General features: G+C 39.9%; 1 protein-coding gene. It reads right to left on the reverse strand.

Annotated features, from left to right (window positions below):
- Window positions 1-841: 841 nt before the first annotated feature.
- Window positions 842-17,467 carry a GEVED domain-containing protein gene (locus tag C9J38_RS08890; RefSeq protein WP_107206759.1) on the reverse strand — a complete coding sequence of 5,542 codons (16,626 nt, stop codon included), beginning with the start codon at window positions 17,465-17,467 and terminating at the stop codon, window positions 842-844.
- Between the last annotated feature and the right edge of the window lie 212 nt (window positions 17,468-17,679).

Consider the following 17,679-nt stretch of genomic DNA (forward strand, 5'->3'; position numbering starts at 1 on the left):
TAACTGTTTCCCGTATCTTCGGCTCGTGGGTAATCGTCACCCTCATCATAAGCGGTATAGTTTGGCCAGTATTTGATGGTACTTCGATTAATATTACTTTCAGTATTATTTTGACTATCAAGCATTGAATGGTCATCGTAAAACTCTATCGGATTCCCAGCGTTAGCACAGTTATTTTCCCATTTAGTGAAATCATGCCACCATTCATTATGGGAACCTTCCCCATTAAAGCTCCACCCCACATGACGACCAGCAACAAGTGCGCGAACAGAACCGTTTACATTTATCTCATGAGAAATACGATTATTTGAACATTTCACCGTTCCCCTTGGTATTGGCCCTTCTATGTCGTGACCGCCTCCCATTGTGCTATCCCAAGACCAATTAAGATTTGCCATCGTACAATAATCAGTATCCATTGCTTGGTATTCAAAAATATAGAACGACCACGGTATCGTTTCACCCGCGGGAATATCACGCCCTTCGTTAAAAAAACAAAACTTCCAGCGCATATCACCGTGATTTGAATGTCCTGCCATTGATGGCAAGACGCCACCAAAAAGCAAAAACATTAATGAAACAATACGTAGACAATTCTTCAGCATGTTTAAATATCCATAATAAAGTTATGCACGTGATGCTGTGTTATAACAAAGTTGACTTTTTTATTTTTATTTCTCTATCTTTAATATAACTGAGTAGATAAAAATAAAAGAATCAAATTTAAGAAAAAAGGCGTTCATGAAAACAACAAAAAAGAACACAAAATAAACAATTATTAAATTTGATAAAATTATTAAATTTAATAATTAAAAATAGTTTTCAATAAAGAGTCTTAATATTAATCTTCAATTTTAACGCGATATGATATTTCTCCACGTTGGCCTGGAAGTAGTTGCCCTGTTAATATCCAAGATATATCACCTTGATAACCGGTTTGATTAGCACCATGGACTGTATCAACATTACAAGGTAAAAGGGTACTGCATGTAATCGGCTCACTTAATTCAGTAAATGGCGGTGTTGTTTCAAAAATAACAATGTCACTAATTGGCCCCGTCCCTACATTAGAATACGTAACAACATATTCTAAAATATCATTCGGTGTACCTTGATTACTTAATACGTTTTGATTATCTGTTGTTATATTATTTACGGTTAAAGATAGCTTTAATTCACCAGATCCCGAATAAGTAACTTTAATCGTGTCAGATACAACTGCTTGCTTTATCAACTGTGTCATAAAGGGAGAATTTTGAGCATAATCCACATCAGCCGTTATTTGATATTGATACTGTTGATCATTGGTTGCTGTCGATGGAATATTTACTCGACTAATTATACATATTTCTGTTGTTCCCAATACTGATTGAGCCCCACCTAAATTTATTTTTGGATCGGTCTCATCAATATTTAGATCACAGTCTTGATCATGATAAAGTAATACAACCCAGCCACTGGTAGCACTGTAGCGATTATCAGGTATAACGTTAAATGTTATATCTGCTTCTGTATTTAAATTAAATTTATGAGGAATTAATAACGGCTTTCCAGGCTCTGAAGTCTTGGTATGGCTTTCAGTTAAACGTGGCACTGTGACTTTACCAAAGTTTAGCCCTGTAATGTCGTCACCTGCACTCGCGTTGATTGCCATTTCATTGTCAAACACACTCGAGCTTGAAACCTGTGAAATAGCACTAACGTCAGCCTCACTAATATCCACCCATTTAGATTGAGATTTAATATTTAGCAGTAAATCTTTATCGGCGTAATCAACACCGAGTATAAATTTATAGTATCCGTCACCACGTGTTGATTTCGCAGATATGACATCACCGGCACTTACACCTGTAACACCAGAATCATTAAATGTGACTGTGACATCAAAGTCTTTAAGTCCTATTTCTGAGCTTGCTTTAATACCATCATGTGCAGTTGCTATATTTACACCGTTATCTTCAAACACATAACCACTAAGTACTATTCTGTTTAAGAGCTCAAATAAGTGATCCTCAACCTCTCCATCTAAGGCCTCTCCGTGTGGAGTATCACAGTTATTTGCTGTCGAGCAGAAGCGAATACGCATGGTTGTATCACCACTGTATCCAAATGCGCTTGCCGCATCGAGCTCTAACTGTAATGAATGTGTACCTGTCGTTAAGAAGGTGTCATCGTGTAAATGCTCATTAGGATCATCGAAATCAAAATCATTATTTAGATCAACCCAGATATTAATGTAGCCATTACCAACAACAGGGATACTCACCGCGGTCGGTGTTTCGACAATAATTGGTGAAGGAATGGCTAAGTCTTCATCATCATACCCATGGGTGTCATCCCCTGTTGCTAAAGCATGCACTTTCGCATTAAGTTCAGGATCCAATGATGTACCCAGTAAGAAGTCGCCTACCCCATCAGGTGTCACCGTTCCATCATTATTATTTTTGCTATCGATATAAAGGTGCGATGCTTGAGTATATTGACTATCGCCATCACTAAAGTCTTTTGATTGATAGCAACCTGCAATATCTGCTTTTTCAATACTTGTTGCTGTTGTCTGTTTTAAGAAACTGACTTCTTTGGTTGGTATATTAATGCGATACAATGCTGACTGACCCATCACATCAATGATGTTGTCATTATTTGAGTCATGATTGCCACCACTTGTCATGACATATAAATTGGTTGTCGTGTCCATTAGGAGACCCTCAACCTTCAAATTGCCATTACCATCTACTTGTGGGCCTGCAAGCCCATTAAACGTTAACGAATACGAAGTAACTAATCCGTTTGTTGGGTGAATCTCGTAGAACTTGCCGGCTTCTATATCCACAAAATAAATATTATGGTTAGTATCATCAACAGCTAAATCTCCGCCTCCCGAAAGCGCTGTGACGCCATTCGGTAATTGAAGTGGCATAACGCTAAATGATTGTGTCGATGTATCTATTTTAATGATCGAAGTAAGATCTTGATGCCAAACAAAGAGGTATTGATTATCAGAAGAAATATCTCCAGCAGATGGCGCGGGAATAGATAGTGATGTGTTTAATATTTGCCCTTCCTCTAGCGATACAGTAGACCCATCACTTTTATTGATATCAACATTACTCTCAGCATATATATAACCAAGATCAACCACACTTGTTGCGTCACGGTCAGTCACAAATAGATGAATATTATTTGTATCTGCATTAACAAATGTACCGTAAATAAAGCCTGTGACAGCATCAAATCCGATCGCATCAATATTCGATACGTTTGTTTGGTTAATGATAGTTATAGGATCAACAATGCCATTCATACTTATCGGCGTATTTGCCAAATCAATATTTTCTAACCGTTTCGACGCCGATACCTCTTGGGTATGAATCGTCAAATTACACGTCGCATTCTCATTCAGCTCATAAAATAGGAAACGATAATCCTCGACTTCACCTTTATTCGCAGTGCCGTATGTTTTATTACAAACGGTACTGTCACACAACCTTACACGAAGAAAACTATAACCAAATGTCACATCAGACGGGATAGTAACAGGGAAAACATTCGTCCCATTTACTGCTGAAGATGTACTTATTACTTGCTCATTCGCATCATCCCAGTCACCATCTCTATTAAAGTCTAACCAACCATAGAGGTGGATAGGTTGGCCTGCTGCGGCAGTATCTGCTTGAACATCAATACTGATATTAAGAGTGTCACCACCTTTCGCATGCATTAATGAGAAGGTAACGCCATCTTCATCATCATAGTTATTTTCATCATCCGCCGTTGCTGTTGGGTTTTGTCCATCACCTAAATCTGTGTCCCACATGTTTCCTAAACGTAAATCAATTTGTCCATTATCATCATCATCAGACTGTACATGAATCGCGCCATTGTTTTCATAAGTCGTTGTATAGTCTCCGACTCCAGTGCCAGAGGTAAGATCAGGAGCATCACCAAGATCAGGCCCGAGTACATCTGGCGGCTCTGTAAAACAAGCTTTTTGTAAATTCCATGCCGCCCCCGTACTACCCGAGAAACCAAAACGTACCATGTTAGTATTAAAATGTGAGCGCAGATCATAGTTAATATCACCAATGACCTCACCATCAACATAGTATTTTAAGTTATTCGTACTTGGCTCCCAATAGAACTGTGTTAGATGATAACGTCCATCTTCGAGTTCACCGCTAGGCGCCGTTGCTGTTGGTCCACCGACGGCTTTTGGCGCCATCAATGTCGACGCCGTTGAAGGTGTTCTCAAATCACCATCTAAATATACTGCAGTGTGATCGATAAATTGTCGCCCGGTACTACTGTTACTGAGTTCATCAGTAAAGCCATTCCCTAAATTATCATAGGTATCAAATTCAACGACGACTGATGGAGATATAGGCCCAGTTCCTCCACCGCTCGCACCAACACCAACACCCAGTAATCCCCCCCAAGAGCCCGACGCATTAAAGCCTCTATCATCTGAAGTGATAATAAATGTCATACCATCAGCACCTGCTTCTATCGAGCCAGTTCCTTGATTACAGTTTTGGTTACAGGAACGATCCCCTAAATAAACAGCAAGTTCGAAATAGAGGCTTTTATTTAAATCCATCAGGTCGTAACTCCACAAATAACCTCGCTGGCTAGTCTGTGGTAACGTAATAATATATTCGTTAGTGGTCTCATCTAAGAAAGAAGCGTCTTTTTCATAGACTCTTGGAGCGATACAAATATCAGGCGCAACGGAAGTTACAACTGAAGGAGTAACGCTGAAAGTATCATCTTCACCGTTACCAAACCCATTATTGAAAGTAGCATCACTGTCTCTTACGTCTGATGACTCTATTTCACTATTGATTATTGATGGTGAGAGATTTTTAGATGCAAGTCTTATTGTCGCGTAGTCACTAAAACCAAGCCCAACAGCACCTAAGTCCAACATCCCCGTAGCATGATCATAACGACCATCCGCTAGAGGTGTTTCACCATCTCCTTCATACGCCCGAACAAATATATAGTCATCAGGAATGTCCAATAACACATTCGTGTTGAAGGCTATTGCAGGTCCATAATTTCTTGCTTGGACAACAACATTAAATGGAATACCTTCTGTAACTGTACTACCTGGGTCTAAATCTAAGGTTAACTCTAAATCCGCCACAGGTTTGAGTGAAATAAGATGATCTTCTACTTCTCCATCAGGCGCACCACCATTAGGCTGATTACAATCTCTAAAGTTAGTACATACCCTTAAACGAAGATAAGTATCAATGGGTTGAACATCACTCGGTACTGAGAAATCTAAATCAACATTACCACTTTGTGAAAAGTTGAATGACTCTCTTTCATCAGAGTCGAAACTACCGCTTCCATCAAAATCAATCCAACCATAGATATACCCAGCCCCTGCAGACATTACAGGGACTTGCAGTGTTAACGTATCGGTATCGGATAGATAAGCAACGATCTCTGGCTGTGTGAAACCATCTTCATCATTGGTGTCTGTTGTATCATCAATATCGGCATTATCATTGGTGATTGCATCTAATTCAGGATCCACCAGCGAGCCAATCTTAGGTAAACCTGCGCTCATCTCATGCCTTGGACCATTTTGTTGCATGCGTGTCGAATAACGATTCTGAGGCGCATCGCCAAAATCAATATCAAAATTAGCATAACGGCATAAAGCACTATCACCATTACCAGTACCCGTTGCTATCGTACTGACTTTTCCACCCACGACGTTAGGTGAAGCTGGTGTGCTGATATCAAACCGATAGTACTCGCCTGAGCTTTCAATATAGGCAAACATAATTCCATCACGATCAAAATAAAGACCGTCAGCTCCAGCTGAGATATTCGTCTGACCATGATCAGTGACTGTAAACGTTGCATTGACGGTATTTAAGGTAAATTCTAATAAACGACCATTCTGTATTTGTTCAATTGCCCAATATGTTGAGGACGTTGGGTGTAGAGCAATATCACCTAGGCTATAGCCTGAGTTATTTGACACACCCACGTAATTTAGAAAATCTAATGTGGAAGAATTTATATTAATGAAATGAAAGGCACCGTTACTGTCCGTTAATACCAAAATATCATCGTCACTGACATCTCCCCCTGTAATAGATACTCCGCTTATCTCTGGTATTGTAAAACGAGATGCGATATATCCACTGGCGTTGATCATCATTAATTGTTGCCCGTTACCTTCAACTCCCCATAGAAAACTCTGGTAGGGGCTATAAGCCAAACTAACGATAGGATCAACGCCTGACTGATATTTAATAGAGGCTTCAGCCGCAACAATATCGACTTCATATAAATCAGAAATTGCTTTCGTCATCAGATAGCCAACTTTAGGACATTGTTCAAATGGAAAAAGTGTCACACGATCGGCAAAATTAGAGTTGGGTAAATTACCGTAGGCAAAACCTAAATCAATAACATTTGGGCTAGTTGAATAATGGTCGACTGGGTCTACGATTTGTTTATTTTCAACCGCCCCCGTTGAAGTATTAATTTGTCCATTACTTGGGCCATTGGCATTATCACAGGAGATAGAGGTAAACATTGCTGTTTCATATATTTTATACTCCTTGCCAAATAATAAATCGAATTGATAATAGCCAAGAGGATCATTAACAGTATCTCCTGTCACATCGGTATTTCCATCCGATGTCATCATAGTTTCACAGGTTCCATCTGTTTGGTTATAGAGCGTAACATTGACTGCACCAATACCTAGTTCATCATCATGTTTTACTCCATCATCTGTTGTGCCGTTATTATTACCATCATCATTAAAAACAAATCCAGAAACACGTTGAACGGCTGGTATATCTGCATATCGACAGACAGCGCCATCTGAAAGACTACCATCACCGGTACCACTTTGATCTCCTTCACCAATAAATCCACCTAATGGCGTATTTGGATCGCTAATATCAAAACGCCATAATTGCGGTTTGTGTGAATTGGTATTTGCGTATAAATAGCCATTTTTATCAAAATATAAGGCCTGAGGTGCTTCACCTTCCCCAGGGAAGTTTGTGTTACCAAATTCTGTAATCGTCGCTGAGCCTGACAATGTATTTATGTTTAGACGAACTAACTTATTTGGTGAACCATCACTCAATGCCCAGATTTCCCCCGTCGTTGGATGAACAGCAATGTCACCAATAATTGTGCCAATATCACCAGAGGAAGTACCTAGTTGTTGAAGGTAGGTTAATGAAGAAGGGTTTAAATCGAACAGTGAAACAATAGCGTTTTTAACGACAACTAAAACATCATCATTGGTAACAGTAGCAATACTTGCTGTTGGTAAGTTTAATGCAAGTTGCATTATCCTATCGCCATTAGCATCAATTGCGACCAAATCACCTGAAATCTGGGTATCGACAGCGAAAATCATTTGCTGTCGCACACTATAACCCATAGATGCCATAGCTGTAGTGCCGTCAATAAATGTTGTCAACTCGCCAGTGGAAAGATCGAGAGTAAATACATCTGTTTCTGTAGACGTATTGTCTGAATAATATGCGGTTGTTGAACATACTGAATGAGGAGCAGGTATCACTCTATCACCAAAGTTTTGGTTAAGAGAGTTACCATAAGCCTGACCTAAATCGATGACATTGGCTGTTGTAGATAAATGGTTTGGAGGATCGGCTATTTCGCTATTTTCTAATGCGCCCAGTGTGGTATTAATACTGCCGCTTGATGGTGGACCCGTTGCGCAGTTTAATGTGGTAACACCATAGGTTTCATATATCTGGTATTCTTTTTGATATTCTAATGCAAATTCATAGTAACCAATATCTTGTGAATCTATACTGCCATCACCATTAGCATCCGTGTCGCCTACAGCCGTTTCAACAACAGTACACAGATTGTCTGTCACATTATATAACGTTACCCCAACTCCGCTAATACCTTGCTCGGTACTATCCATAGACCCATTTTGAATTTCGAAACCACTGACTAATGTCGTATTATCATCATGGAAAACATAACCCGATACTTTTTGTACCTTTGGTACTTCCGCATAACGACACAAGGTACCATCATTATAATCAGTCGAGGCGCTAGGTACGGCAAAAGTTCCTATAAAGCCACCTTTTAAATCTGGGTTTAATGAATCTGAAAGATCGTATCGCCAAACTTGATATTCCCAAGGTGTGGTGGTTTCAGCTCCAGAAACGATAAACAAAGCCCCTGTTTTATCAATAAACTGTGCATCAGGCCCGTTAATGTTGTTAGGGAAGTCAATCTCTCCTAGATCGGTTATCGATGTTTGTCCTATCGTAGTTGTTGATGTGAGATCAGTATCAATATTTAGCTTTAATAAATGACGATTAGTATCTACCGCAAAAATGGTACCGTCAGGATGAATAACCAGATCATTGATATCATATCCAATATCATTTTGTGCACCGCTACCATTGTTATCGATGCGTGTTAAATAACTTTCTCTTGCTGGATTAACGTCATATAACATTACTTTTCTGACCGAATTGATGCCAGAACTTAAATGATTACGCGTTACTGCGATCAAAATATCATCGTTCGTCACCGCCAAAGCAGAAACAATTGGTGCATCAACATCAAAGCGCAATACAGGCTCACCGGCGCTGTTTAAAGCAACGATATCGTTATTTCCGTTTTGCAATATAGAGAAGAGTAAGTTTTGTCTTACGCTATATCCAATTGCTCGGTAGATAAAAGAACCAGAGGTATTAACATCGCTCAGCTGGCCATTAGCATAATTAATATTATGTAAATTAGTATCGAAACCGTAACCTGTTGCAAAATACAACGTTTCATCACATGTGAGAGCGTTAGAAAAACTAATATCAGCAAAGTTCATACCTTCGATACTAGAAGTTAGTGATGGTATATGAAGTATATTAGTCGAGCTTGATAAGTAACCTGTTGGATCTTTGATTTGCACATTACTTAATGCACCAGTCACCGCATCTACACTACCACCAGATGGTGCTGACGCACTACAATCAATGGTGCCAACACCTGCTGTTTCATACAGTTTATATTCCTTATTAGGCTCAGCTTTAAAGAAATAGTAACCAGCACTATCTATATTACCGTCATTATCAATATCTTGCGTACCATCAGAAGTATCTATCTGAGAACAAGAATTGCCAGCAACATCAAATAACGTCACCGTTATATTTCCAATCCCTACTTCTGCGGTATCTTTCACGGCATTGTGTTTCAACATACCATTCGGATCAGTTGTTAACGTATCTTCAAATACGAAACCCGATATTTTATTGAGTTTAGGCACTTCGACAAATCGACATAAGGCCCCGTCGTGGTAACTCGCTGTTGGTGATATTTTTTGAAAGCGCCCTATAAACTCACCGTTCAAATTCGGGGCATTGGAGTCTGAAATATCATAACGCCAAATTTGATAGTAATAAGGACTCTGAGATACCACTCCTGACACGACATAAAGCGAGCCACTACTATCCATGAAATGTGCATCTGGCGCTTCAATCGTCGCTGGATAATTCGTCGTACCGACTTCCGTGACTGTCGTCTGCCCTAAAGAGCTCGAACTTAAATCAAGGTTTATATTTAATTTCAGCAGCTTAAGCGAATCGTCAATAGCAAAAACACTACCATCAGGATGAATAGCAATATCGCCAATAGTGTAGCCGATATCATTTGTTGCTCCGTCACCATTAGTATCAATACGAGACAGATATGTGCTTCTTGCCGGATTTAAATCATACAGCAATATTTTACGTACAGAATTGATACCTGAACTTAAAAAATCTCTAGTAATGGCAATGAGTATATCGTCATTTGTAATCGCTATTGCCGACAAAGAAGGTGCATCCACACCAAACCTAAGAACGGGCTCACCTAGGCTGTTAATCGCGATAATATCATTCGAACCTTGCTGCATGATCGAGAACAACATATTTTGTCTAGTGCTGTAGCCAAGTCCACGATACATAGCGACTTCTGATAGCGTTACATCTGTAAAATTACCCGTGGTTAAATTCACATTGTGTAAATCTGTGTCCGTGCCTGAGCCAATTGCAAAATATGGCGTATTGTCACACGTTAGCCCTTGTGTGAAAGGAACATCTGCGAAGTTTTGATTATTAACATTTGTCGTTATCAGTGGAATATGAATAACATTCGGGGAACTAGAAAGGTAACCTGTAGGATCGGCTATTTCAGCACCAGACACAACTCCTGTTGCAGCATCTTGAATACCTGCAGATGGCTCACCTAAACTACAATCGATAGAACTAGCATTCGCGGTTTCAAATATTTTATATTCTTTGCCGTGCTTACCATCAAAGTAATAGTAACCAAGAGGGTCTGTAATACCATCACCATTAATATCGCTTGAACCATCTGACGTATTCACCTGGTAACATATATTTTCGGCAACATCTAACAATGTGATGGTCACACCGCCAATACCAACTTCTCCACCATCCATTTGTCCATTATGTTTTTGGAATCCATTGACGCCTGCGGTCTTTGTATCAGTAAAAACATAACCAGATATTTCTTTATTTGGCTCTACACCATTATAACGACAAGAGGCTCCATCTATGTTGTCATTGGCTGAAAATGTATCAGTGCCCATTAACTCCGCACTTAATGATGGGCTATTCAAATTAGTAATATCTAACCGGAAAGTTTGATGCGCACTTGCCCCCTCCATGACAACAAATAGATAACCAAACTTATCAAAATATAAGGCTCCCGGATTAGTACCATCACTTCCATTCGGTAAGTCCGTTTCACCGACATCGGTAATAGACTGTGCATTAACCCCCGTGCTATCTAATACCAGCTTATAAAGGTGTGGACGGTCATCATAAGAAAGCATCCACAACGACCCATCTGTCGGATGAACAGCAATATCACCAACATTAATGCCGATATTACCGGAGCGTATACCGACTTCGGTGAGATAAGATGATGAATTAGGGTTCACGTCGAAAAAGCGTAATTGCCGACCTAGCGCATTATTAGTAACAAGCACCAAAATATCGTCATCAGTCACCGTCGCGACTGTAGTTTGAGTCGGTACATCAGCATTGGATATTCTTGCCACCGTATCACCTTGTGAATTGAGAGCAATGAGATCATTGTAATTGGCAGCCACCCCCCATATTCTTTGTTGTCGCACACTGTATCCCATGGCGTGAACGGTCGCAGCTGAAGAGCTGTTTATGTTGGTACGCTCACCAGAAATTAAATCTATTTGACTGTAATTTGTCGCTGTTGGGGAATTATTTGAAAGATAAGCGGTAATACTACAGGTATCAAATGGTTGACTTGCAGCAAAGTTACCAAAATTATTGTTAGTGCTATCGTTATCGACTGTTCCAAGAACAATTTTATTCGGCGTTATTGAACCATAACCAGAAGGATCAGCGACATCATTATTCACCACTGAACCCGTCGATTTATCCACACTTCCAAATGATGGCGGTCCCGTTGAGCAATCTATTGTTCCAGCATCCGCTGTTTCATAAATTTCATATTCGTGACCTTTACCTACAGTGAACTGATAATAACCGGAACCGTCAGTTGTTGTTTGTTGACAGACTTCATCAGTTAAATCATAGAGAGTGATAGTCACACCCGATATGCCGGGCTCACCAGCATCTTTTGCCCCATTCTGCCTTGAAACGCCATCAATATCTTGGGTCAATTGGTCTTCATAAACATAACCAGAAATTTGTCTAGGTGGAGGCACACTCGCATAACGACATAATGCGCCATCGGTAGAAACATCATCTATCGATACCGTTGATGTCCCCACTAAAACTGCCGTCGACGATGGATTACTGGCTTGGAAACAAACCATATCCATGGTTGACGTTCCATTACCGTTACCACCATTTACAGCCCCACTTAATCCATATAAGTTATCGTCGACATCGATAAACAAAGAATCAAAGTCTCGATTAAAGCTGTTGGAGAGGCTACCCACGCTTGATGTAGTAAAAGTACCCGTCGTAAAGTTAATCGTTATTCTATTTACTTGTCCATTAACAAAAACAGCATAAATTTCCCCGGTGCGAGAAATCGCTATGTCATGAAACATATTTGATGAACTGGAGTTCTGACTACCAATACGTTGTAAATAGTTTTCAGAGGCTGGATTAACATCGTATAGATAAATCGTTGTTGACGTGTTGTCACTTACTGTGAGTATTAATACATCATCATTGGTGACATCCCCCCCAGTAATTTCACCAGAGGCCATTGAAACACTGCTGAGGTTTGCGATGACCGTTCCGCTAGCGTCTAAAGCCTGAATCGTATTTGTCGTATTGTTTACGCCCCAAATCACCTGTTGACGCATACTAAAGCCTAAGGCAGAAAAAGGGTCGTCAATCGGTGATGGCGATATCAATCCCGTTTGCATACCTAATAGCCCCCATTGATTATTCGGAGCATTATTAAGGGCTGTATATGCTTTAACTGGGCATGATGAGAATAGGTTTGATACTATTTTGTCAGCAAAATTGACATTCGATTGTTCACTTGTCACGGTGCCAAGAGAAATTGTATTTGTTGATGTAGAAATATATCCGCTTAGATCAGAAATAGAATTATTACTTACAGAGCCATCAAGCGTACTAACAGTACCAAATGTTGGTGGCCCACTACTACAATCAGGCGCGGAGGTGAGTTGTCCGGCCTCAAAAACAGTGTATTCATGCCCATTAGTTACTGTTTTACTCCAGTAACCGATATCGACATCAAAAGAGCCATCGCTTGTTGACACCGTATAACAACTTCTATTTCCGTTACTCGGATCATATTCATAGATGAGAACATTTACGCCAGCTATACCGTTTTCATTACTCTCTTTTGTACCATTGTCAGCAACACCACCACCATTGCCATCATCCTCAAAAACATAACCAGAAAGCTGACTATATGTATCAGTAGTGACTATGGCAGAAGTTTCTGCATATCGGCACCGAGCACCATCGTTAACCGTTGCAGTTACACCGTTTCCAACTAGCTGTGCATTTAAGTTTGGTGAAGCGGGTGAGGAAATGTCAATCCTCCACAATTCCCCTGTACCATTAATACTCGCATATAGTGATCCATTATCATCAAAATAAAGCGCCCCCGGACCATCACTATTTCCTCCTCGAGGAATATTATCTATTGAGCCCATCGGGGTTTTTGATGCCGTATAATTATTCAGATTAACGTCGATCCTAAAGAGCGTCATGTTATACCATCGAATAGTCCAAATTGATTTATCTATTGGATTTATAGCAATATCACCAAGATCAATAGGACCAAGTGTGTCGCTCATACCTAGCTGAGTTTTATAGGTTGGAGAGTTTGGGTTTACATCAAAGAAATGAACACGACGGCCATTATGTTGAGAATCCATCATGATCAATATATCATCGTCAGTTACATCACCCGCTAAATATTGAATTTGATTATTAGGGTTGTTTGCTGCCCAGAAAATACCAGGTACGTCAAACCTAAAGATTTCACTTCCTGAACGATCAATTGCAATAATATCGCCAGCATTCATACCCCATAAAATATTCTGCCTAACACTGTGACCGACACCAGTAATAACTATATCCTGAGTATTATTTACTACAGTTTCGGTACCATTTAATAGGCTAATTTCATACATATCTGATGGGGCATTTTTAAACAGATACGCTTCTGAAGAACAGACTCCAAATGTAAATTGATATGCCTTATCGGCAAAATTTTGATTCGATAAATCATCATTGACCGTACCTAATTCAATCACATTAGGTGACGTCGATATATAGCCAGAGGGATCTCTTATTTGAGCATTTGTGATAGTTGTTCCATCAATAACCGTGCCTTGAGAAGGAGGGCCAGCCCCACAATTGGGTGCGACAGTCAGAGGTGCTGTCTCATAAAGAAAATAGGCATCGCCCGGGGTAATTTCAAATTCAAAGTACCCTTTATCTAAATCATCAACAACGCCATCATTATTTTGATCGGTATTGCCATTAGACGTTTGAACAAACAAACAACTATTCTGAGTTTGATTATAAAGTGTTACGCCAATACCACTTATACCAGCTTCAAAACCGTCTTTTATGGTATTGTTTTCAATACCACCACCGAATCCATCATCGTTAAAAACATACCCAGAAATGCTGGTTGGCTCTACTGTAATTAAATAATCTTCAACCTCACCGTCACTGACACTGCCAGTATCTATCATCGTATTTTGGCAGCCTGCAGTTTGAGAACATACCCTTACACGCATATACGTGTTTCCACTAAGGGCATTATTGGGGACGTTGACAGAAAAAGTATTGGTACCTATTAGGCTAGAGGCGTTACCTGTATCACCCGCTGAAAAAATCACTTCTGAGCTGTTATCAAACACGCCATTTTGATTCCAATCTACCCAACCTTTAACATAAACGCCTGATAAATTCGTTTGGGGATCACGAGATACTTTCACATCAACAGACATCGTTTGCCCTGCCTTGAATATCGCAGGGAAGGTCACGCCATCTTCATCATCAGCGCCATCTTCATCATCGGCGTTGGCTGTCGCACTTTGTAATGTACCTAAATCGTTATCCCAAATATCCCCTAAGATTAAATCAACCTGCCCATCATTATCATAGTCATACTTTCTATGAGCAGGACCACCATTTGCCGCGGTCGTCTGATAATTCCCCGTACCTGTTCCACTATTTGGATCAGGCGCATCACCAAGGTCATTTTCAAACGCGTGAACAACGGCTTCACCCAGTGTTGAGAAGAGCATTCTAACATTGTGCTCCTCACACATATTAACGGCGCCAAAGTTCCACTGAACAGCAATACCATTATCGGTATTTACATTCGTATTCAACTCATTGTTTAATGTATAAGGACTACTCTTCAACAAATTTTTAGGACTGCCATAATGTCCTGAGAAGTAATTGACCCAAGACGTATCTAATTTCAGATACCCCATAAATTGGTCACTATTAGAATAATTTTTTGTTACACCAACAACATTATATTGACCGGAACCATCAGGTTGATAGTTGGCTGCATTATAAGGGACAGCAAACGCACCCCCATTATCTCCACCGCTTAAATACGTATCAAAGCCAACAGAGACTAAAATATTATTTGTATTAGAACCGTTAGCTGACTCAAGCAAAAATTTCGTATCATAGAAAAGCTCACCAGCAACATAACTAATACGTGTTGTTACACGAATATCATTACCATCGTAATTATTATTACTATTTCTATCCCAGTACCGAGTAGACCATACAGTGAAAGGATCTAGTGCTGCCCCTGAACCTGTCACGTCGGTTATAGTAAAGCCTCTCATTTTACTCGCCCCACAGCTAACTCCTGATGATGAGACCCCATCAGATAACCACAAGAAAGGAGCTGTAGAGCCACAACTTATATTGTTGTAAGCATAGCTTTGCCTCTGTCCGTCTTTTTGTAATGCAACTCCCCCTGTCACCAGATGTTTTAAGACTAATGGCGAGCTTGAGATAACAGTATTGGTAATTGGACTGCCATGAGAAGTACTTGGTATTGCATCATTGAGCGGTGAGAGATCACAAGAATAGATGGAAAGTACTTGAATTTTTTGGTCTTCAACCTCACCATCATCAGCACTACCGGTTGGGGAGTTACATGAAGTGTCACTAGAACAGGTTCTAACACGGATGAATGTATTTCCAACCATTGCTCCTGTTGGTATTGTAAAAGCGTATGCTTGACTATTTGCAACAGCTGAGGGTCTATCGACTATTTTTTCACTATTTTCCCAAACACCATTTTGATTCCAATCAGCCCAAGCATAAACTTGTAAACCGTTTAACCCTGAATCGAAGTCTTTCGTCGTTGTAATCGTAATATATTCAGTTTGCCCTGCTCGTACTGAGCTATTTAAAGCAATACCGTCTTCATCATCAGAGCCATTATTATCGTCTGCTGTTGCATCGGCATTTTGTAACGTCCCATCATCAGTATCCCAACTGGTACCCAACATTAAATCTACCGTACCATCATTATCAATATCTTTTTTAAGATGAGAAGCTCCTGAATTTGCAGATAAAGTTTGGTAATCGTTAGTACCTGTGCCTGATGTCGTATCGGGTGCATCACCATAATCAGCACTCTCTACAATAGTAATTTTGTAATCTTCAACCTCACCAGAAAGGTAGGGAGCATTTGGAGACATTAATGGCTGAGTACACTGACTAGCAGCATCTTCAATACAAATTCTTACTCGGAGATAAACATCACCTGTTAGCGCAGATTCAGGAATTGCAAGTGAGTGGAGCCCTGTGTTGTTAGAAGGATAAACATCAAATCTCGGGTAACTTAATAAAACCATCTCATCGGAAAAATCGTTATCTTTATCGTAATCGATCCAAACAGCGGCGATACCATAGTCTGTATTCACACCAGGGGCATCACTGTCGTAAGACCAATTAACGATGAACTCTATATTGCCTCCTTTTTCAAAGGTTGTACCGGATGGGAAAGTAACACCATCATCTGTATCATTACCAGAACAGGTCCCATTAAGAGTATAACCAACTTGATTATCATCGGAGGTCGCCGAACTATTTAAGGTTACGCCATCGCTTATCCAATCATCACCATCCCAGCACGACCCTAATCGTAAATCAGTAACACCATCGTTATCTTGATCATACAATTTGTGAGAGGGACCACCATTATTTGGATCTGTCACATAAGGAGATGGCGCATCAGATAAGTCCCAAAGCTCATACCCTGACAATGTATCAAAAACAGTGATGAACATATGATAAGGATCATCTATGTCGTCTTTTCCATCACCGTGATAATTGTTTCCGGTATCTTCGGCTCGTGGGTAATCGTCACCCTCATCATAAGCGGTATAGTTTGGCCAGTATTTGATGGTATTTCGATTAATATTAGCCTCAGAGTAATCTTGACTATCAATCATCGAATGATCATCGAAAAACTCAATCGGATTCCCAGCGTTAGCACAGTTGTTTTCCCATTTAGTGAAATCATGCCACCATTCATTATGGGAACCTTCACCATTAAAGCTCCACCCCACATGACGACCAGCAACAAGTGCGCGAACAGAACCGTTTACATTTATCTCATGAGAAATACGATTATTTGAACATTTCACCGTTCCCCTTGGTATTGGCCCTTCTATGTCGTGACCGCCTCCCATTGTGCTATCCCAAGACCAATTAAGATTTGCCATCGTACAATAATCAGTATCCATTGCTTGGTATTCAAAAATATAGAACGACCACGGTATCGTTTCACCCGCGGGTATATCACGCCCTTCGTTAAAAAAACAAAACTTCCAGCGCATATCACCGTGATTTGAATGCCCAGCTTCAACTGGAGACGAAAAAATCAAAGCAAAAAGAGAAAAAAGCAATAGTATTGTTGGTAATAATTTTACCGACATCGATTTCTCCTCTAAATATGAGACCAATAAATAGCTTATATTTAGTACGCAAAAAAAATGCCAGCAATTAACTATTTGAAATTGAATGAAAATAAAAAAAGATTATTCTCAATTTTAGTAATATTCTTATTTCGCAAATTTGTTGTAGAATTTTTTGATGTGAACAAAATTTTAATAGAGCATTAAAACCTGAGGAAAGTATGAATAGAATG

It is taken from the genome of Photobacterium sp. GB-210 (genome assembly GCF_003026075.1).
Lineage (GTDB): Bacteria > Pseudomonadota > Gammaproteobacteria > Enterobacterales > Vibrionaceae > Photobacterium.